A 19,733-nucleotide genomic window follows, 5' to 3' on the forward strand; every position below is an offset into this window, starting at 1 on the left:
AGATAACTTACCACTAGCATGGATAAAGCGCAACATAACGCAAAGTATGTCACGCTTTATCCGTGTGCTGAGCGTTCGTCAGAGCGTACTCGTATCCTCACATCCATAAACATCCAACAAAATCATTGGACGTTATCACTGTGCTGATCAGACGTTGAACTTAAATTCGACGATGTCGCCGTCTTGCATCACGTAGTCTTTTCCTTCAAGGCGCATCTTTCCTTCTTCCTTGACCTTGGCATATGAACCCGCACTCACGAGGTCATCGAAAGATACGATTGCGGCTTTAATGAAGCCACGTTCGAAATCAGAGTGAATTACACCCGCTGCCTGCGGAGCAGTCCAACCCTTATGAATAGTCCATGCACGAACTTCTTTTTCACCTGCAGTAAGATACGTTTGCAAACCGAGAGTATCAAAACCTACACGTGCTAATTGGTCAAGGCCTGATTCGGAAAGTCCTGCGTCTGCAAGCATTTCACGAGCATCATCTTCATCCAGTTCAGTTAAGTCAGATTCAAACTGTGCATTCAAGAAAATTGCCTGAGCTGGGGCTACCATGTCAGATAGCTTTGCTTTAAGACCTTCATCATTGAGTTCATCGTCATCCATATTAAATACATAAATGAATGGCTTTGCAGTAAGAAGTTGAAGCTCTCGAATTTCAGCAGGATCTATACGCCCAGCTTTCGCAGCTTGATCAATTGTTAATCCTTCTTCGAGTACAGCTTGTGCTTTCTTAACCTCTTCAAGATATTCAGGCTTAATTTTCTTTCCGCGTAAATCCTTCTCAAGACGTGGAATTGCATTTTCAATTGTTTGCAAATCTGCGAGGATAAGCTCTGTATTGATGGTTTCGATATCATCCGTAGGATCTACTTTGCCATTAACATGAACGATATCGTCGTCGCTAAATACACGCGTTACTTCGCAAATAGCGTCTGCTTCACGAATATTTGCAAGGAATTGATTACCCAAACCTTCGCCTTCGGAAGCACCCTTAACAATTCCAGCAATGTCAACGAAAGTCACCGTTGCAGGAACGAGTTTCGTTGTATTCACAATAGGAGCAAGAGCTGCTAAACGTGAATCAGGAAGTGGGACGATACCAGTGTTTGGTTCAATAGTTGCGAAAGGATAATTTTCCGCAAGAACGTTGTTACGAGTAAGTGCGTTAAACAGTGTGGACTTTCCTACGTTTGGAAGTCCTACGATACCAATTGTCAAAGCCATGTTTGTTATCCTACCTAGAGCCCTCAACTGCATCAATTGCAGTGATAATACTACCTCTAAAACCTGTCTGTTCCAAAGATGCTACGCCTTGAATGGTTGTGCCACCAGGCGAGCATACTGCATCCCTTATTTGAGCTGGGATAAGACCTGTTTCTAACTGCAAAGCACCAGTACCCTGAATCATTGCCGATGCCAGCCTATATGCACTAGCTCGCGTGAGCCCGTGCTTCACGCCAGCATCTGCAAGCGCGTCGATAAACATTGCAGCATAAGCCGGCCCGCAGCCTGCAAGGGTGCCAGCGACAGAAAGATGTTCAGAGTCCACAAACTCAAGAGTTGCAATTGGATCAAATAATTCGTGAACTATGGAAAGCTGCTCGTCGGTCAAAGTATGAGCCGACTCAGCAACCACAATTCCCTGAGCTACTGAAATCGGAGTATTAGGAATCGTAGATATATGATGAGCCTGAGAAGGTAGAATTTTATTCCAGAAATCATTCAACCGTCCAGCAGCTAATGAAATCACGAGCTTGTCGGACCAATCAATATCATCGACAAATTGTGCAAAGATAGATTCAATTTGATATGGCTTTACAGCTACGATAATTATGTCTGAATCTTCGACCACTTGCTTTGGAGTTTTACAAGCCTCTACAGATCTTTTTTCTACTTTCTCAACTAGCGCATCATAATGCGCTGCGCACGCGACGATACGACTTTCAACTTCTTTCTGTGCTAATCGCCAACCGTCAACGATTGCGGTTGCCATATTTCCAAATCCAATAAAACCAATAGTGTGAGCCATTCCTATCCCCTATCTATCGCACAGTTATTATCGCACTGTTATTATCGAGCAGTTACTATCGTTGTCAATGTGCGCACGATAAGAACTAACGATTTTACAGAAGCGATTCCAAATCTCCAAGACTCAGTGCTTCATCATATAAATGTTTGAAAACATTTCCACTTCGAGCCCCATCATGTTCAAACTCGTTGGTTACCCACGCATGGGAATTACCAACACGCGATAAAGTATCAAGCTGAAGTCCAGAATCGACGTACATATCATCGAAATAAACAGCTGCATGAACAGGAACTTCATTTCGAAGAAGCTGATCCACGTCGTATATCTTGCCCCACTGAGTATCTTGCATCATAAGATCTACAGCTGGCTTAAAAGCATGAAGTGCACTGTCCTCTTCGAAGATTTCAGGAAGCGCAGCTTCACCGATGAACATAACTGGTCGTGCGGATTCATCAAATTCTTTCGTCTCACGAAGTACGTGATGAGCTGCCCAATTAATAGGATTAATCTGTTCGTTTGCATAAATGAATTCTTGCAAAACCCAATATAATTCATCGCCATATGATGTTGTGCGCGAGAACAATTCCATAAGGAAACCATCAGATAATTCTTCACTATCAGGGCTAGTAAACGCTGTATCTACCGTCCAATGCATACGTTCGAAGCTTGGCTTCATACCAAAATCACCGCCAAGCATTTGCAAACGACGAACGCTAACAGGATCACCATTAGGCAAAGTCACATCCCCTTGCGCAATGATGTCAGCAATGCGCGAAAGTGTGGCTATATCATCTGGATAACGATCATAGTATTGCTGTGTTTTCTTCATCATGCGAGGAACCGTATGCTCGTATACCTCACGAGCATTCATCGGGATGTGTGGAATACCGCCAGTTACAAAGCTCGCACTAATAGCCTGCGGGAAGGTAGACAAATACGCCATGGTTAAGAAACCGCCATAGCTTTGACCTAAGGTTGCCCACTTTTGACCTTCGAATACAGTTGTGCGTAGGAATTCACAATCACGAATAATCGAATCGGCAAGAAAATCCTTCAAAAAGTCAGCATTCTCACGTGGAGAACCCCCACGTCGAGAAAGTGACGATGAGTCAACACGAGACGAACGCCCTGTGCCACGCTGATCAAAAAGAACTACGCGAAAATGCTGTACTGCCTCTGCAAGCCAAGGGATGGAATCAGCACTCATCGGGCGTGGCCCCATTCCACCCGGACCGCCTTGCAAAAAGAGAAGCAACGGCAACTGACGGTGTACATTATTAGCTGCAGTAACTACACGATAGAAAAGCTGAATGTGTTCCCCTGTAAAACTACTAGAATCAGGCTGAGCTGCGCCTTCTTCCCATTGCCAATGCAATGGAACGTTAATCACATGATCTTCTACATTGAGACCCGGTACGTAATATCGTGAAATTTCAGTCATATGTATAGACTATCGCAGAAGGCAGAACGACATCTTTACATGCATACGGTTTTATGAGAACTCCCCTGCAACCTCACGAAGTCCTCTAAAAAATTCATCCTCATTCATAATGGATATTACAGCACCATCTTTTTGCAATTGTAGTGCCGATGCAATTTTCGCATAAGTACGCTCATCCGGAGTTGCGCAGACAAGCAAAAGCGTCGTTTGAGAGTTAACTGCACGAGTCACCGTACCACCTAATGATGTGATAAGAGATTCCACTTGCGTCCGAGAACCATAACTGAGCGTCCCACTAATGCACACTTTCGCACCGGTCAGGAATGCGACTTTGCGTGGGATATACGGCATTTTATAGTGCTTTCCACGGCTAATGCGAATATCTCGCGATTGTATATCCCTACGAAGCTGACGAAGGTAGTGTGATTTTGCTCCATTTTTCGTTACATCACTAATCACATCTTGCCCGAACTCGTGGTTCAATTGTGCAAAAATTTTCCCGCATGCAACCGCATCAGCATAGGCATTATGGTGGTCGAATTCTTGGTCAGGAAAGTAGAAATCATACACTGATTCAAGACCAAACGAGTCTAAGCGATTTTTGAGTAGATTACGTGATAGTTTGAGTGTGCAATGCCTGACATTTAGCCATGCTGGAAGATGATAAAACTGTGCAAGTTTATTAATTACTGATCCATCAAACGGCATATTATGCGCTACGAGTGGTCGATCTAAGATAAATTCACTGATGTCTTCATATATATCAGCCCACGTTGGAGCATTTATCACATCGCGAGAATGAATTCCATGAATCATCACATTTCGTGGCATAAATTCATTACATTGAGAAGGCGGCTTAATAAGTGAGTACCATGTATCAATAATATCCGCATGTTCGTTAAATTTTACGAGTCCGACTGAGCATGCTGATTCTCGGTACTGATTAGCCGTCTCAAAATCTAACGCCACAAATTCTTCCATAAACTCACAATGTACCACAGACCTGTTGTTTAATCTGCGAAGAGATATCACTTATTCGATGAAATTTAGCATGTAAAAGAATCAATCTGCCCCATGTTTTCTATCTCCACACGACATATCACTCTTTTGAGGGATATTCTCTCACAATGAAAACGGTTACATTATCATTGTGAGTGAAATTGATGAACGGCCCGCACGCATAGTAATTGCCGAAGATCAAGCGCTCATTAATTACATGCTTACCCATCTGCTTAATGAGCAAAAGAACATCGACGTCGTAGCTCAAACTTTCAACGGTGCTGAAGCTCTTGAAGCAACTCGTTCATTGCATCCCGATATTGTTCTTATGGATATACGAATGCCTTTTATGGACGGACTAGAAGCTACCCGTGCTATCAAAGATGAAATCAATGATGTAAATGTAGTCATCTTAACTACCTTCGATTCTCCGCGACATCGTTATTTTGCACGCGATTTTGGAGCAAGCGAATTCTTACTCAAAGATATTAGCCATGACGATCTTCTCCATACGCTAGATGACGTGTATCATGCACCGTTTGGATCACCAAGTCGCACACTTACAGATAAAACGGTTCCTCATGATAAAAATTCCGATTCATATGAATTCGCTGAATTAACAGCTCGCGAGCGCGATGTCATTATCCAAGTTGCTGAAGGATATACGAACGAGCAAATTGCTAACACGCTGCATATTTCTATTGAAACTGTAAAAACACATATCAGACATATCCTCCCTAAGATTCATGCATCAAACCGTATGCAAATTATTTCTTTTGCTTATGAGAATGCACTCCTGTACAAGTACAATCCATATGAACCAGCGGCAACGTATTACGATGAACGAGGAACTGTAGCACGATAGCATTGTGCGAAAAGTGTTTCGACCAAACGTTTCCGAGAGAAAACGATGTTGAGACTTGAGCTTTGAGACTGGATACTTGTTATACCTCTCTAGCATGTTCTGTAAGTAGTACCGCTGTAACTGTAAAGTGCAAGTATGAGTTCTTCGAAGCTAAGTAATACTGAGCACAATGTTTTGCGTGCCATTATCACTCATGAAGGCATTTCAAGATCTCAGCTAGCTTCCCTTCTTCATGTCAGCATGCCAACGGTTGCATCTGCTCTTAAGCATCTTCACGAGTTACGTTATATTTCCCAAACTCGCGGAGCACAGGATTCAAGCGGTGGTCGCAGACCTGATTCTTACTCTTTTGCATATTCGCGATGCATATGCATCGGCGTTCTTGTACGCAGCGGAACAGCATATATCATTGCCACAAATCTGCGCGGAGATATTTCATCGCGAACTTCCGTGGATTTGGGAAGTTTTAATATGCCTGATTTTTATGACAGTCTGGCATTAGCCATTGAATCTTTTATTGATGACAGCCATATAGATACGCGCCATTTGCGCGGAATTGGTGTCACTGTTTCCTCTCATGCGGCACTTGATGAGACGCGGGAAATGCGACTTCGCACCACTATTGAGTCTCGTTTAAGTTATCGCGTTCGAATTATGAGAGAACCGCTTGCTTTAGCTGCAGCGGAAACTTTATATAATAAAGACATTGTTGACAGTGTGTGTTTATATTTAAATCCAATGATGAGTAGCGCTTTTATTCGTTCTGGTCGTTACGTAAAAAATTCAAGTTTTGTTGAACACTCAATTCTTCATCCTGAGGATTCTCCACTTACCAAGGCTTCCCGCGATATGAATGATTCGTCACTGTATCGTTGCATATGCGGGCAAATTGGGTGCGCACAAATGTATTGCAGTTCTCAATCTCTGCTTAATTTCCCAGGAATCAATGCGTCTTCTATGCAGGATTTCATTAATCACACACGAGACGGTGAATACACTTATACTCGAGCTTTCAATACCTATATGGACAATCTCGCACTACTTATTCATAATATTCGCATGATTGTTCAAGTTCCGGTCATTCTAGGCGGAGAGGTAGCACGTTATTTGGATAGTTCAGATATAGCTGATCTTCAAACTCGAGTAAGAACTTTAACCCCACATATGTTTTTACCAGGTTCTGGACAGGCTGGTTTTGGACAGTCGAGTTTTGGCGGCAGACCAATTGTCTATAAAAGTATGTGTTCATCCGATCAGGCAATTATTGGTGCCGCATATGTACTTGCTCAAGATTATCTTGATTCGCTACTTGATTAAAGAAGAATGGATAGTCGCCAACACAATTTTTATCTCTTACCTATTTTTATCTATTTTTGAGAAAGATTTTATTCAAGATTTAGTTGACTGGACTTAAGAGCCAAAATTTGGGGAGTGTGTTATTAATTGTGGATTTATTAATAACACACTCCCCCTGATTCTTTCAAACCATATCCGCCACACTATATGCACGTGTTACGCCATGGCTTTACAATTTATTGCGCAAGACCAGCTTCACGAACAGCATCAAAGCCACTTTGCAAGTCAGCGATAATGTCGTCAATGTATTCTGTACCAATCGACAAACGAATAGTTGATTGGGAGATTCCCTGAGATGCAAGCTCTTCCTCAGTTTCCTGCGAATGAGTTGTCGACGCAGGATGAACGACTAAGCTCTTCACATCTGCTACATTGGCAAGCAGGCTAAACAGATGCAAATTATTGATAAATACGCGCGCTGCTTCCTTACCACCCTTGATATCAAAAGTGAAGATAGACCCCGCTCCCTGAGGGAAGTACTTTTCGTACAAATCATGATCCTTGCGGCCCTCAATACTTGGATGACTTACGGATTCAACTTCAGGAACACTTTGTAGATATTTCACCACTTTCAGCGCATTTTCTACATGTCGTTCTACGCGCAAAGACAACGTCTCTGTGCCTTGCAGGAGGATCCATGCACTAATTGGTGAAATTGCAGCACCCGTATCGCGCAAAATAATTGCACGAATTCGAGTAACAAACGCAGCTCCGCCAAGAGCTTCATAGAAATTCAACCCATGATAACTATTGTCTGGAGTAGTCAAAGTTGGGAACTTACCAGGAACTGCCGCCCAGTCAAACTTACCACCTTCAACGATTACACCACCAAGAGTAGTTCCATGACCACCAATGAACTTCGTTGCAGAATGAACTACGATATCTGCACCATGCTCAAATGGGCGGAAAAGATAAGGAGTAGCAAAAGTATTATCAACGATAACTGGAATATGATGACGATGAGCAATTTCTGAGATGGCTTCAAAATCTACGAGGTCGGACTTTGGATTTCCAAATGTCTCGAAGAAAACAACCTTCGTATTATCTTGAATTGCATTTTCAAAATTCTGTGGATCAGATGGGTCAACGAATGTAGTAGTCACTCCCTCGCGAGGAAGAGTGTGAGCAAGCAAATTATATGTGCCACCATAAATGGTATTCGCTGCAACAATATGATCGCCTTGCTCAGCGATATTCTTAAACGCGTAATATACTGCAGACGCGCCAGAAGCAACAGCCAATGCCGCTGTGCCTCCTTCAAGAGCTGCAATACGCTTTTCGAACACATCTTGAGTTGAATTATTCAAACGTCCATATATATTCCCCGGATCACTCAAGTTGAAGCGTGCTTCAGCATGATCAAAATCATGGAATACGTACGACGTCGTCTGATAAATTGGCACAGCGCGCGCATCGCTTACTGGATCTGCCTCTTCCTGACCCACGTGGAGCTGCAATGTTTCAAAATGATAGTTCTGTGTTGTCATGGTAATCCTTACTTGAAGATAAAAATTTATTCAATACCCCTAACTGTACGACCGTTACCACTCGAACACGCACTTTCTATTATCACGTTTGCTTATAGCCTTTTATTAATGCTTGAAATTACAAGGAAAATCGTATATTTTATTGGTTGAAATAGACCATACATGTAGATATTCTTAACAGTAAGAAATAATATTAAATCTGTTACATCGAGAGGATGCTCATGTCACACAGTAACGTGCTTTATCAACGTAATCCCCTATACATTCCACGTGTCGCTGCAGTTCACGATATGTGTGGTTACGGTAAATGCTCACTGACTGCCGCTATCCCAATTCTGTCTGCAGCAGGTTGCGATGTATGTCCAGTTCCGACAGCGCTTTTTTCTGCTCATACTATGTATAAAACATATACTTTCCATGACACAACAGAAATCTTGTCAGGGTACTTGGATGCATGGAAAGCTGAAAACGTAGAGCTTGATGCTGTATATTCCGGTTTCCTTGGGTCCCCTGAGCAGGTTGATTTGGTTGAGCGTTTATATCATGAATATCCTCAAGCTCTTCATTTAGTTGATCCTGTTATGGGCGATGGCGGGAAAATGTATCCTACATATACTGAAGAATTGTGCGAAGCAACGAAACGTCTCGCAGTCGGCGCTGATGTACTGATGCCTAACCTAACAGAAGCCTCCATTTTGACTAACTCAGCTTATCCTGGTCAAAATATCGACGATGCTACAGTGAACGAGATTCTCGACAAGCTCATCGATCTGGGAGCGAAAAACGTAGTACTTAAGGGAATCGACCGAAATGATGGAAAGATTCGCAATTTTGTCGCTTCAGCATCAACTCGTTCAGCTGGAAAGATTGAGCTCTCCCATGACAAGCTCCCTTATATGATTCATGGTACGGGAGATGCGTTTGCATCTTCCTTAAGTGGTGCAGTGCTTGCTGGCAAACCGCTAGATGAAGCTGCACATATCGCAGGTGAATTTGTACGAAGCGCTATGGAATCTACACGCCATCAGCCTCATTTTGAAGAGCGCGGTGTAAGCTTTGAGCTGGTTCTTGGCGAGTTAACAGATTTGGTCGCTCGATAAATGCTTCACTAAGTTACGGGTAGCCACATTGTGTGCTATTTCTAATAAACCTGCATAAAATCTGTGGCTCATCTTTATATGTAAGGTGGGCCACAACTCATATCAACATTTTGTTTTTGACAAGTCCCTATTCTCTTCTACCCTATATATTCCTTATCGTATCTATTCGTCTTTATATTCGTACATTCTTCTCGACCTTCTCTGAATTTTCGTGGCAATTGCCGTTGTTACTTTAAAACTTTTCCATCAGCACCTACACTATACGTTTTAAACATCTACGCCGGGCATACAATCCATCACATCATGCTCAATACGTTGAAGGGCTTCTTCCCAGTCGTTTAAGTAAAATCTGTATACCCTTGAATAGTGTCATTACACAATATTTCATTTATATCACAGTGCAAAGCCCATTCTTGCGTGCACTTTTGCTTTTCTATAAATTCCTCGGATAATCTGACTGAAGAACACAGCTTTTTGGTAATAGTCAGTCATACATATTTCTGCGATGACACGGTTATTCACATTCGTTCACATTGTTTTTTCCACTCGCCAATTCACGTTCACCTGTGGTGCACTTGAATTATGAATACATCGGTTATAGATCAAGCACATCCTCAAGCACTCCACGAGAAGCGCGATTTAGGAACATTTGGCGAGGATTATGCATGCGATTATTTAAGTACTCTCGGTTGGACTGTTCTCGACAGAAACTGGAAGTGTCGCTTTGGAGAAATAGACATCGTCGCTATTCAACCATCAACGTCTATCTCATCTGCCGAATCAAACAACGCCAGTACTGTACAAGACTTGTCACATGAGGCGCTTGAGCAGCAACAAATTCTCGTCTTTATTGAGGTTAAAACTCGAAGTTCCAAGGACTTTGGCGACCCGCTTGAGTCTATTACAGTTGCAAAGCAAATGCATATGAAGAAAGCAGCCGTCATGTGGCTTGCTCAGCATCATCTTTCCACGCCGCTCATCGTTCGCTTTGATGCCATAGGAATTATTGCCCAGAACCGTTCTGTACTAGAGCTTACTCATGTCAGGAGGATACTGTCATGAATATTGGAACAGCTCTCGCAGTAGCTACAAATGGACTGACGACAGATACCGTGCTTGTCCAAAGCTTTATATCATCAGGACTTCCATATTTCACTTTGGTTGGGCTACCTGATACTGTCCTCATGCAATCTAAAGAACGAGTACGTACAGCATGTCGAGCTATAGAATTTAAGTGGCCACGTACGAGAGTAACTGTCAATCTCTCACCAGCGTCCTTACCTAAGCGCGGAGCTGGATACGATTTGAGCATTGTTGCTAGCATTTTTAGCGCGATGAAATGTATTAATTCAGACAAACTTGAAGACACAATTATTATGGGAGAACTCGCGCTCGACGGAACGGTCCTTCCCATTCCATCTATACTGCCCATAGCATTGCATGCAAATACACATGGAATCTCGCGTCTTATTCTTCCTTCGCAAAATGTCGATGAAGCACATATTATTGACGGTTTGAATGTAATTGGCGTTAACCATCTCACCGATCTTTTAAAAGTGTTAGACGCCCAGCCTGAATTGCTATACAGTATCCCTCAATATACATCCGGTCATACATCATATGCGCTCGTCAGTGATTCATATCCTGTTGCTCATAAATCGAAAGAAACCGCGCCCACAGGGACACAATTAACATATACGAATACGAGCTCGAACATGAGTTCGAGCATGAGTTCTAACATGAATAAAGCTGCCACTCATGCAGTTAACACAAAATCATCTCTTAGTTTAGATATCGATACAACGTTTGACATTGAAGAGGGATTGTCCTCTTCTAACCTTGATTTTGCGGATGTGCTTGATCAAGTCGATGCCAAATGGGCTCTGGAGGTAGCTGCCGCCGGCGGACATCACATTCTCCTTCAAGGCCCACCCGGAGCAGGAAAAACTATGCTAGCGAGACGTCTTCCATCAATTATGCCCGACTTAACTCATAATCAAGCAGTAGAACATGCGTGCATTCGCTCTGCTCGAGGTCTTGCATCATGTACTACCCTCACTCACGACATTCCTTTTATTAGAGTTCAGCACAATGCAACCATGTCTTCGCTTGTTGGCGGAGAAATCGGTAGTTACATTCGACCAGGAGCAGTGAGTTTAGCAAATAATGGAATTCTTTTCTTAGATGAAGCTGCGGAATTTGACCGTACGGTTTTACAAGCTTTACGAATTCCACTAGAAACGCATAACGTAACTATCTCTAGAACTCGTGGTTTAGTGACATATCCTGCTAATTTTCAGCTTGTATTAGCTCAAAATCCATGTGCATGCGGGAAATTATGGAGCTCTCATGGCGAATGCACATGCACTCCGATACAACTGCGACGATACCGTCATCGAATTTCAGGACCAATCCTTGATCGTATAGATATGAAGATAAATGTATCTCACATAACGACTATGGCGCGAGCGAACAGTACAGTCCAAGAATATAGTCCTCTTCTTGGTAGAAATTTTTATGGCGACTCCGCTCACATGCGCGAAGATGTACGACTAGCACGCGAACGTGCACACTATCGTTTTCAAGGATACGGATGGGATAAAAATTCTCAGGCATCACCCACTTGGCTCATGGAAAAGACCCACACAAAAATAATCTCAGCTGTTAATAAATTATTGAGTTCTGAAACGATTACTATGCGTGGAGCACATAAGATATTGCGCCTTGCATGGACTATCACTGACTTATTTGGTCAGTCGCAACCTGATATGGATAATTTCCAAGCTGCACAAGCCCTTTATCTTTCTGGAGATTAAAATGCAACCACCCACAGATACAGCAATAGCCCATGCGGCTCTCACTTTTGCCGCAAGTGGAGCAGATGAAATTATGTTTTTCTTATCTGCTCGATACAAGCAGGGTAACGCCATCTCCTTATGGTCTCGTCTCCAAGAGCTGAGTATCGAATATAAGATGACGCATAGCCTTCCAGATTATAGTGATTTAAATGAGTGCGTGATGAGTACTGCGTATTCGAGAACCCTATCAAAGAGATTGCATAAAGTACTACCCCATTGGCTCGCTGCCATAGAATCTTATGCTCATATGAGCTTAGTCTCTTTGGCATCTATGCTAACTCGTAATTACAAATACTGGATAATTGATGAGACGAGCCCATTTTGGCCGCGTCAGCTTTATGATTTAGTTCTTCATACGGATTCATCTGCACCGTTATGCTTATGGGGATTAGGAGACCCATCCGCGTTGGTATCGTGTAGTCAACCTGTGAGCATTGTCGGTTCACGTTCGGTAAATAATTACGGACGAAGTGTTGCATTTAGTGCCGGAAAGTACGCTGCACTGCACGGTCACCTTGTCGTTTCTGGTGGAGCGTTAGGCGCAGATGCCGCAGCCCACTGGGGTGCTTTAGGCGCTTTCGACGTAATGGATAATCCAGGAAGAACCGTTGCTGTCATGGCTGGAGGTTTGGACTATACTGGTCCCGCACAAAATGCTGGACTTTTTGAACGAATACAGAATAGTCACGGGGCAATTATCAGCGAGCTCGCGCCGTGCGTTGTTCCCGAGCCATATCGGTTCCTCCAGCGCAACCGTCTTATTGCTGCACTGGGCTCCACCGTTATCATTGCTCAGGCCCAGCATCGCTCAGGGGCACTTAATACAGCTACGTGGGCAGCAAATCTTGATCGCTTTATCTTGGCTGCACCGGGAAATATCAATACACCGTATAACACCGGGTGTAATAGATTAATTTATGACCATAAGGCTACACTTTTAGCCTCAGCACATGATATGAGTGACGTGTGTCATGCAGCACACGAACCTTTTGCACAAAATCAAACTTTTTCACCTGCTATGCTTCCCACTGATACTGAGTCATATCAACAGTAACTGTCTGCCCATTATCCAGGAAGTGCACTCCTTCAGCTTCCAGCAATTTACGCTGCTCTTGAGGTCCGCCAAATGCGAATCCCGGTGCAAGCGAACCATCTTTGAATACAACCCTATGACACGGAACTACACCTTGGTAAGGATTGGAATGTAGAGCAAAACCAACGAACCGCGAACTTCGCGGCGAACCAATCAACGCCGCAACCTGCCCATATGTCGCTACCTTACCGCGAGGAATTCGCTTTACCACAGCATACACACGTTGTGAAAAAGACATATCTGCACTATCGTTGACCATACCGAGTTCAGTATCATGCACTTGAACACGCTCATGCTCTAGTTTTTGCTGTGATTCGCGAGTACTCATGCCTTAAAGATACAATATTCGTATGAATAGCACAACGTACTCTCAAATTTCTAAAGCTTGGCAATTCATCGAGGAATCAAGCAACGACGACCAATCCTCTTTAAGCCGCTCTATCTATAACGAGGCGGTGAAGAATTCCCATACACATTCCATTATTTCTTCATCACAAGCACAATTTTTGCATTTACAAGCCCAGCTTATTAACGCTCGAACTGTCCTTCTCGTTGGCACAGAAACGGGCTTGGAAATCCCCGCGCTTGTATCAGGGATGAATAATGAAGGTCAAATGACAGTTGTTAACAATTCATCCGAAGATGCTAATCGCACACGTAATATCTTTAATGCGTTACCGGATACTCACACAAAAATGCGTTGTGTTCACACTGATACAGATACTTTCTTGGCGCGATTAAATGCGCATGATTATGACATGATTATTGTATCTGGCGATCCACAAAATTATCGTTCCGCATTCAACCACAGCGAGCGCCTGTTGCGATCTAACGGTTTGTTGATTCTTACTGATGCCATGGCAATGAGGAACCAAGATTCGCATGGCGGGGTTCCCGATGCTGCTGATAGAAGCGAGAAAGCAGTTGCACTTCGCACGATTCTTGATGAGCTTTCACGAAATGATTCATTCGATTATTCACTCGTTGCCATTGCAACTGGCATGATCTTAGCAGTAACAAAATAACCGTGAGTTAATAGAACAGCGGATGCGATGATAAAGGTGGTGGTATATGAAACTCATCTACCACCACCTTTATAAGCTTCACAAGTTGTATTAGTGTCGAACTTTCGCAGATTCCGTTACGATTCGCACTGCCTCCTGGGGATCATCAGTAAGAATAAAACGATCTAAATCAGCAGATGTAACTTTTCCTGAAACTGCCACGGTATCTCGCAACCAATTAATAAGGCCTGACCAATATTGAGTACCAAATAATACGATTGCTCGAGAATGACTCTTATGCGTTTGTACGAGAGTTTGTACCTCAAATAACTCATCAAGAGTGCCCATACCGCCAGGAAGAACAATTAAACCATCACAATAACGCATGAACATCGTCTTGCGAGTAAAGAAATAATGACAATTCATCGAAAGATTAACATACGGATTAATCCCCTGTTCACGAGGAAGCTCGATACCTATGCCTACAGAGGTTCCACCAGATTCAAAGGCTCCGCGATTAGCAGCTTCCATAGCTCCTGGGCCACCGCCTGTTATCACAGCAAATCCCTGCTCTGCTAGAAGTTTACCAATGTATCTGCCTTGCTCATACTCTGCACTATCCGTCCTTATACGTGCCGAACCAAAAACACAAATTGCCGGCCCAAGATCAGCTAGGAGATTAAACCCCTGACGGAATTCTTCACGAATGCGTTCAAGGCGCTTAATATCTCCCGCTTCACGAATTTGCGCTACGGTAAGTTCCTCAACATCGGTATCAAATTCTGGAGTAAATGGCATGGTAATTATCACTCTCCTTAAACGGACTTAATGTGTGAATTCAAAGTTTAAATTTTACAAGGCTAATCTCGCTCTTCCATTGTTTCAGCATGCTCAAACCTATCAGATTGACGTTTCAACAAGATAGCAGCAATAGCCGCAGAAAGAAGCGAGCCAACCAACACACCAAAACGTGCTTCGTTACTGAGCTCCGGCTGCGAATACGCGAGTGAAGCCATAAGAAATGCCACTGTAAAGCCAATTCCGCATGCACTCGCGATTGGTAACAAATCTCGAACTTTAAGCCCTGAAGCTAACTTAAGTTTGAGAATATGCGTCGAAATCCAGGAAGCTGTGAGCACGCCCAGTGGTTTTCCTACAACGAGAGCCAAGATAATCCCCAAAACGATTGGCGATATGAATAGACGAACGCTGAGCTCATCAAAATGGATACCCGTTGCAAAAAGAGCGAATAATGGTAAGGCGAGAAGAGCAGAGAACGGCTCGATTTTATGTAGATATCGTTCAGCACGAGCATCATGCTCTCCCATAAGAGGCCTAGATGGGGTTAGCAGTCCTGCGAGTACCCCCGCTAGAGTTGGATGAATACCAACTTCATGCATGCTATACCACATAAGTAATCCCGCAAGAGCAACAATCACCCATGGTACTTTTGCACGACGAATCGCCCATGCCCAAATTAGAGCACCAGCAATAATTCCAAAAGCCCACCATCCATGATGCAAATTCGAGAAGAACACAGCGATAACAATAATGCCTAATAAGTCATCTACCGTAGCTAGTGTCATCAAAAATGCTCGCAAAGACCCCGGAAGAGCTCGCGCAAACAAAGCAAGAATAGCCAACGAGAACGCAATATCCGTAGCAGTTGGAATCGCCCAACCATGCGCCACTACTTCTGCTGGGAAAATCTGCCCGTTAGCTACTGTCTCAACGCCGTGGGTAACGGATGACCATGCAAATGTCATCCCCACAAAAATTAACGCAGGAGCGAGCATACCGCCAACAGCTGCAATCATAGGAACCGCGGCAGCACGCATATTAGACAATGATCCAGTTGTGAGCTCTTGCTTTAAATCTAACCCTACTACCAGAAAGAAAATGGTAAGAAGACCATCTTGAGCCCACTGCCCCAACGACAAATGAATTTCTAAAATCGGTATACGAATTACATATTCTCGAAGTGATTCAAAAGCATGGTAAGTGAAAGGCAGATTTGCAAGAACAAAACCGCATAAAGCAAAACCAAGCATGATAAGACCAGAAATACGATCTGAAGCAGCGATTCTCTTGAGTTCCGATACGAATCGTGACGATTTTCGACGACGCTCAGCACTACTCAAATGAGAAGAATTCTTCGCGGTAGAATTCACTGTATTTTCTGGCTTGGTAGTCATAACTCTCCTATTGTTTGCACTGTTTATAGTCTATCGTAAAGCATCGGATTACTTGCAGTGTCTTTTGCGAAAGGAATATACTCGACACGCCGAACTTGCATCAGGTATTAAAGAGTGGTTATTATATACATCGTTGCTTGAAGTTAATAACAACAAGCGCTGCGCCGATAGCCCAACGGATTAGAGCATCTGACTACGGATCAGAAGGTTGCAGGTTCGAATCCTGTTCGGCGCACAGATTAATCTCTCAGTTCAATGAACTGAGAGATTTTTTGTTATCCAATTGATGCTCACCAGATACTTATCCGATTCTTGTCAGACACTTATCCGATACTTATCAGCAATCGACATATGGTTGCGAATCCAACTATTACATTAATTTTGGAGTTTTCCCAACCATTCTTCTCCTAATTATCAGTAAGAAACTGCAGCTGTCCCCCTAGTTTTCTCACTTCACCATGAGTTTAATCGGCAAATTTGCAACAATATAAACAACGCACGCAAAATCTGCCGAGCACCTCAACACGTCACTATTCCATGCAGATACGATTCAAATCCATGGATGAGTCGATAGAAAAATCAGGACTAGATGGTTTTACCCCCGCACTCACCAAATTAGAACCCAGCATAGCTACCATCGCTCCATTATCAGTACATAATTTAAGCTCTGGAATTCTCACATCTATTCCACTTCGCTCACCAGCCAGTGCGAGAGCTTCACGAAGCTGCGAGTTTGCACTAAAACCACCACCTACAATTACTGTTCCAGCGTCAAAGCTCTTAGCTGCGGCAATGGTTTTACGAGATAACACATTAGCTACAGAATCTGCAAGAGCTGCACACACATCATCCACATTGATTTCATTCCCCTGTGCAACTTCTGATTCAATCCAACGCGCGACAGCTGTCTTGACCCCAGAAAAACTAAAATCGTATGGATGCTCAGCTGCCGCTTTTCCTTGTGTCAGCCCTTGAGGAACCTGCAAAGCATGCGGATCGCCTAATTGTGCATGACGATCAATGTGAGGTCCACCAGGATAAGGGAATCCTAAAAGCCTAGCAACTTTGTCAAAGCACTCACCAGCTGCATCATCCAAAGTCGTACCAATGACCTGAACGTCAGTCGCAATATTTCCAACTCTCAAGATTGACGTGTGTCCCCCAGAAACAATAAGCGCGAGAGTATTTTCTGGCACATCGCCAAACTGCAATTGAGTAACAGCCACATGTCCAATAACATGATTGATACCATAAATTGGCTTATTTGCTGACCATGCAAGGGCTTTTGCGCCGGAAACCCCTACCGCAAGACAACCCGCCAAACCAGGTCCCGCCGACACAGCTATCGCATCTATATCACTTAATTCGAGGTGAGCATCCTCAAGAGCTTGAGAGACAACAGGGATAAACGACTCAGTATGAGCACGGGAGGCAATTTCAGGAATTACACCTCCATAACGCGCATGCTCATTCATCGATGAAGCCACTACATTAGATAAGAGATTCTTACCTTGCACTACAGCGGCAGCTGTCTCGTCGCATGTCGATTCTATGCCAAGTACAATTGGTTCGCTCATTGCGTTATCTTTCTCGTTGTCTTTCTTCGCTAAATTCCGTTTTATTCGTATCCATACTCACTGATTACGTATGCATATAGTTACGCTGTTCAGGTTCACGCATTCTTAGGGGATACTAAAACCTATCGGGTTATTTGATTCTTTTCTCAATTCGCATACCATCGTATACGCATCTTTGTCTTCTGGCTGGTAGTATCTTTTTCTCAAACCGAAAATTTCAAATCCTGCCGCTTTATAGATAGCGAGCGCAGGATCATTATCTGTAGCTACTTCAAGAAGAATACGTTCAGCACTAAGTCGAATGGATTCGCTTTTGAGCAAGTCCATGAGATGCGTCGCAATATGTCGCCTTTGGAAAGACAGATCCACACCAATAGTCATAACTTGAGCATCAAAACCATCGAACCATATCCCCGCATAACCAATTATCCTGCTGGAAGTAATCTCACGCGCAACAAAATATGTGCGTCCTGCAGCTTGAAGCTCTTGTGCCACTGTGTCACGGCTCCATGCGCCCACACCAAAAAGTTCACGCTCAAGCTTAGCAATAGCTTCCACATCATGCGTAGCTAACTCCTGAATATTTAGCCTTTCAAACGATATTTGTTCTATATCGTTTTCATGCGTAGCACTTTCTACCATGAGACTTTCGGACAGATTACTACTCAATTTTCTCTCCAATATGCAAGGAGATAGCAGTTTGTCCCAGAATGTGCTTATTCGACGATGGAATCGTCACATCCGGTCTACGTAAATACAATGGATTAGTCGACACATCATTTCCATGGAATCTATTCATGACGGCACTCGCCGCGAAAATCGCTAAACCAGCTGCTCCAGCATCATGAACAACCGACTCGTCACGAATTTCCCCTATTGGAAGATCTTGCCAAGCTTGCTCATACTTTTGAGCGCCATGTCCGATAATGTCTATAACCGTTCTTGAAGATGTATCAAGCCGACCATGAGAATCCATAAGATTACGAACTTGCTGGGCTATATCGGCCGCAGTAGAGATATTCATATCAAGCAGTACTCGGCCTGCTTCATCATAGAGCGCATAGTAAAGTTGCTTGCGCCTTGCATCATTTACAGCAAGTGTTAAGTGCGCTGCATGAAGTTGCTCATTGTAATCCGCAAACTGACTCATATTTGCTATTTCAAGCCTATTCCAATTGCTTTGAACCTCAAGGATATTCTGTCCCAAAAGCTCAACGTTATTAGCAAATCCCAAGGCCCTTGCGGCAACTATCCCCGCACGCAACCCAGTAAAAGGAGCAGGCCCGGTCCCCACTACTATGCGCTTAATATCATGTGCTTGCATACCCGCATTCGCAACCGTTTTGATGATACTTGGCTGAAGAAGCTCTACATGTGAGCGAGAATCTGCTTCATACAAAGGTGCATACCCGACAACTCCTACGGTCAAACCATATGATGTATCGATAACAAGCGTCGGATTGTGATATAAATCGGCCACTATATCTGTGTCAAAGCCCAAATGTAATGCCTGAGCCATATGTGTCATATCTATATAGGTCACGTATTCCTCGCTTATTGCTTTAGCTCATACGACATGAGCCATTCATATTATTATCCGCTAGTTATTGTCTCGTGTATATTTCGCAGTTTGCTTCTATCACAAGTTTAGCTAGCATGTTTGTCATTGCCCATGATTATTTATCTGCTTTTTTACTCAAAGTATATCGAGTTGGAGTAT

General features: G+C 43.4%; 18 protein-coding genes and 1 tRNA gene. 8 read left to right on the forward strand and 11 right to left on the reverse strand.

Features of this window, described 5'->3' with window-relative positions:
• Positions 1 to 147: 147 nt before the first annotated feature.
• The 4 genes from ychF to EJ419_RS07770 form a co-directional block, all read right to left on the reverse strand.
• Complete coding sequence (gene ychF, locus EJ419_RS07755; RefSeq protein ID WP_131285278.1) at positions 148 to 1,233, reverse strand: redox-regulated ATPase YchF; 1,086 nt, start codon at positions 1,231 to 1,233, stop codon at positions 148 to 150.
• 10 nt (positions 1,234 to 1,243) lie between these two features.
• Positions 1,244 to 2,038 carry a pyrroline-5-carboxylate reductase gene (proC, locus tag EJ419_RS07760; protein WP_131285280.1) on the reverse strand — a complete coding sequence of 265 codons (795 nt, stop codon included), beginning with the start codon at positions 2,036 to 2,038 and terminating at the stop codon, positions 1,244 to 1,246.
• Positions 2,039 to 2,132: 94 nt separating this feature from the next.
• Complete coding sequence (locus tag EJ419_RS07765; protein ID WP_131285282.1) at positions 2,133 to 3,479, reverse strand: alpha/beta fold hydrolase; 1,347 nt, start codon at positions 3,477 to 3,479, stop codon at positions 2,133 to 2,135.
• 51 nt (positions 3,480 to 3,530) lie between these two features.
• Complete coding sequence (locus EJ419_RS07770) at positions 3,531 to 4,460, reverse strand: exonuclease domain-containing protein (RefSeq protein WP_131285284.1); 930 nt, start codon at positions 4,458 to 4,460, stop codon at positions 3,531 to 3,533.
• 169 nt (positions 4,461 to 4,629) lie between these two features.
• Here EJ419_RS07770 and EJ419_RS07775 point away from each other — a divergent pair, with 169 nt between their 5' ends.
• Positions 4,630 to 5,343 carry a response regulator transcription factor gene (locus EJ419_RS07775; RefSeq protein WP_131285286.1) on the forward strand — a complete coding sequence of 238 codons (714 nt, stop codon included), beginning with the start codon at positions 4,630 to 4,632 and terminating at the stop codon, positions 5,341 to 5,343.
• Between the two features lie 135 nt (positions 5,344 to 5,478).
• The gene (locus EJ419_RS07780) at positions 5,479 to 6,660 is read left to right on the forward strand and encodes an ROK family transcriptional regulator (protein WP_131285288.1); all 1,182 of its coding nucleotides are present in this window, start codon (positions 5,479 to 5,481) and stop codon (positions 6,658 to 6,660) included.
• Positions 6,661 to 6,875: 215 nt separating this feature from the next.
• Here the strand turns inward: EJ419_RS07780 and EJ419_RS07785 are convergent, their stop codons facing one another.
• Positions 6,876 to 8,186, reverse strand: coding sequence for an O-acetylhomoserine aminocarboxypropyltransferase/cysteine synthase family protein (locus tag EJ419_RS07785; protein WP_131285290.1), 1,311 nt, complete (start codon positions 8,184 to 8,186; stop codon positions 6,876 to 6,878).
• A gap of 221 nt (positions 8,187 to 8,407) precedes the next feature.
• Between EJ419_RS07785 and EJ419_RS07790 the strand changes: the two genes are divergently transcribed.
• The 4 genes from EJ419_RS07790 (at position 8,408) to EJ419_RS07805 (ending at position 13,198) form a co-directional block, all read left to right on the forward strand.
• Positions 8,408 to 9,286, forward strand: coding sequence for a pyridoxamine kinase (locus tag EJ419_RS07790; protein WP_131285292.1), 879 nt, complete (start codon positions 8,408 to 8,410; stop codon positions 9,284 to 9,286).
• Positions 9,287 to 9,868: 582 nt separating this feature from the next.
• On the forward strand, positions 9,869 to 10,348 hold the full coding sequence (locus EJ419_RS07795) for a YraN family protein (protein ID WP_131285294.1): 480 nt from the start codon (positions 9,869 to 9,871) through the stop codon (positions 10,346 to 10,348).
• Positions 10,345 to 12,102 (forward strand): YifB family Mg chelatase-like AAA ATPase, encoded by a 1,758-nt coding sequence (locus EJ419_RS07800; protein WP_131285296.1) that lies wholly within the window; start codon positions 10,345 to 10,347, stop codon positions 12,100 to 12,102. The genes EJ419_RS07795 and EJ419_RS07800 overlap by 4 nt, the downstream gene beginning before the upstream one ends.
• A gap of 1 nt (position 12,103) precedes the next feature.
• Positions 12,104 to 13,198, forward strand: a complete 1,095-nt coding sequence (locus EJ419_RS07805; protein WP_131285298.1) for a DNA-processing protein DprA — start codon at positions 12,104 to 12,106, stop codon at positions 13,196 to 13,198.
• Here EJ419_RS07805 and EJ419_RS07810 read toward each other — a convergent pair.
• On the reverse strand, positions 13,161 to 13,565 hold the full coding sequence (locus EJ419_RS07810) for an MGMT family protein (protein ID WP_240680380.1): 405 nt from the start codon (positions 13,563 to 13,565) through the stop codon (positions 13,161 to 13,163). The two genes, EJ419_RS07805 and EJ419_RS07810, sit on opposite strands and share 38 nt — an antisense overlap.
• Before the next feature lie 22 nt (positions 13,566 to 13,587).
• Here EJ419_RS07810 and EJ419_RS07815 point away from each other — a divergent pair, with 22 nt between their 5' ends.
• On the forward strand, positions 13,588 to 14,262 hold the full coding sequence (locus EJ419_RS07815) for an O-methyltransferase (protein WP_131285300.1): 675 nt from the start codon (positions 13,588 to 13,590) through the stop codon (positions 14,260 to 14,262).
• A 90-nt stretch (positions 14,263 to 14,352) separates the two neighbouring features.
• On the opposite strand, the gene EJ419_RS07820 is transcribed toward EJ419_RS07815, so the two are convergent.
• Together EJ419_RS07820 and nhaA are read right to left on the reverse strand one after the other, a co-directional pair.
• Positions 14,353 to 15,039, reverse strand: coding sequence for an LOG family protein (locus EJ419_RS07820; RefSeq protein ID WP_131285302.1), 687 nt, complete (start codon positions 15,037 to 15,039; stop codon positions 14,353 to 14,355).
• A 62-nt stretch (positions 15,040 to 15,101) separates the two neighbouring features.
• The gene (gene nhaA, locus EJ419_RS07825) at positions 15,102 to 16,436 is read right to left on the reverse strand and encodes a Na+/H+ antiporter NhaA (protein WP_131285304.1); all 1,335 of its coding nucleotides are present in this window, start codon (positions 16,434 to 16,436) and stop codon (positions 15,102 to 15,104) included.
• A 161-nt stretch (positions 16,437 to 16,597) separates the two neighbouring features.
• Here nhaA and EJ419_RS07830 point away from each other — a divergent pair.
• Positions 16,598 to 16,671: transfer RNA gene (locus EJ419_RS07830), tRNA-Arg, on the forward strand.
• Between the two features lie 295 nt (positions 16,672 to 16,966).
• Here EJ419_RS07830 and tsaD read toward each other — a convergent pair.
• The 3 genes from tsaD to tsaB form a co-directional block, all read right to left on the reverse strand.
• On the reverse strand, positions 16,967 to 18,013 hold the full coding sequence (tsaD, locus tag EJ419_RS07835) for a tRNA (adenosine(37)-N6)-threonylcarbamoyltransferase complex transferase subunit TsaD (RefSeq protein WP_131285306.1): 1,047 nt from the start codon (positions 18,011 to 18,013) through the stop codon (positions 16,967 to 16,969).
• A 105-nt stretch (positions 18,014 to 18,118) separates the two neighbouring features.
• Positions 18,119 to 18,655 carry a ribosomal protein S18-alanine N-acetyltransferase gene (rimI, locus tag EJ419_RS07840; RefSeq protein ID WP_131285308.1) on the reverse strand — a complete coding sequence of 179 codons (537 nt, stop codon included), beginning with the start codon at positions 18,653 to 18,655 and terminating at the stop codon, positions 18,119 to 18,121.
• 19 nt (positions 18,656 to 18,674) lie between these two features.
• Positions 18,675 to 19,532: a tRNA (adenosine(37)-N6)-threonylcarbamoyltransferase complex dimerization subunit type 1 TsaB gene (tsaB, locus tag EJ419_RS07845; protein ID WP_131285310.1), complete on the reverse strand. Its 858-nt coding sequence runs from the start codon at positions 19,530 to 19,532 to the stop codon at positions 18,675 to 18,677.
• Positions 19,533 to 19,733: the final 201 nt, after the last annotated feature.

This window comes from Alloscardovia theropitheci, from assembly GCF_004332295.1.
GTDB lineage: Bacteria > Actinomycetota > Actinomycetes > Actinomycetales > Bifidobacteriaceae > Alloscardovia > Alloscardovia theropitheci.

Bases quoted from the DNA above. Each gene is read 5' to 3' on its own strand.
- ychF (WP_131285278.1), bottom strand. From the start codon at position 1,233: ATGGCTTTGACAATTGGTATCGTAGGACTTCCAAACGTAGGAAAGTCC.
- proC (WP_131285280.1), bottom strand. From the start codon at position 2,038: ATGGCTCACACTATTGGTTTTATTGGATTTGGAAATATGGCAACCGCA.
- EJ419_RS07765 (WP_131285282.1), bottom strand. From the start codon at position 3,479: ATGACTGAAATTTCACGATATTACGTACCGGGTCTCAATGTAGAAGAT.
- EJ419_RS07770 (WP_131285284.1), bottom strand. From the start codon at position 4,460: ATGGAAGAATTTGTGGCGTTAGATTTTGAGACGGCTAATCAGTACCGA.
- EJ419_RS07780 (WP_131285288.1), top strand. From the start codon at position 5,479: ATGAGTTCTTCGAAGCTAAGTAATACTGAGCACAATGTTTTGCGTGCC.
- EJ419_RS07785 (WP_131285290.1), bottom strand. From the start codon at position 8,186: ATGACAACACAGAACTATCATTTTGAAACATTGCAGCTCCACGTGGGT.
- EJ419_RS07790 (WP_131285292.1), top strand. From the start codon at position 8,408: ATGTCACACAGTAACGTGCTTTATCAACGTAATCCCCTATACATTCCA.
- EJ419_RS07795 (WP_131285294.1), top strand. From the start codon at position 9,869: ATGAATACATCGGTTATAGATCAAGCACATCCTCAAGCACTCCACGAG.
- EJ419_RS07800 (WP_131285296.1), top strand. From the start codon at position 10,345: ATGAATATTGGAACAGCTCTCGCAGTAGCTACAAATGGACTGACGACA.
- EJ419_RS07805 (WP_131285298.1), top strand. From the start codon at position 12,104: ATGCAACCACCCACAGATACAGCAATAGCCCATGCGGCTCTCACTTTT.
- EJ419_RS07810 (WP_240680380.1), bottom strand. From the start codon at position 13,565: ATGAGTACTCGCGAATCACAGCAAAAACTAGAGCATGAGCGTGTTCAA.
- EJ419_RS07815 (WP_131285300.1), top strand. From the start codon at position 13,588: ATGAATAGCACAACGTACTCTCAAATTTCTAAAGCTTGGCAATTCATC.
- EJ419_RS07820 (WP_131285302.1), bottom strand. From the start codon at position 15,039: ATGCCATTTACTCCAGAATTTGATACCGATGTTGAGGAACTTACCGTA.
- nhaA (WP_131285304.1), bottom strand. From the start codon at position 16,436: ATGACTACCAAGCCAGAAAATACAGTGAATTCTACCGCGAAGAATTCT.
- tsaD (WP_131285306.1), bottom strand. From the start codon at position 18,013: ATGAGCGAACCAATTGTACTTGGCATAGAATCGACATGCGACGAGACA.
- rimI (WP_131285308.1), bottom strand. From the start codon at position 18,655: ATGGTAGAAAGTGCTACGCATGAAAACGATATAGAACAAATATCGTTT.
- tsaB (WP_131285310.1), bottom strand. From the start codon at position 19,532: ATGGCTCAGGCATTACATTTGGGCTTTGACACAGATATAGTGGCCGAT.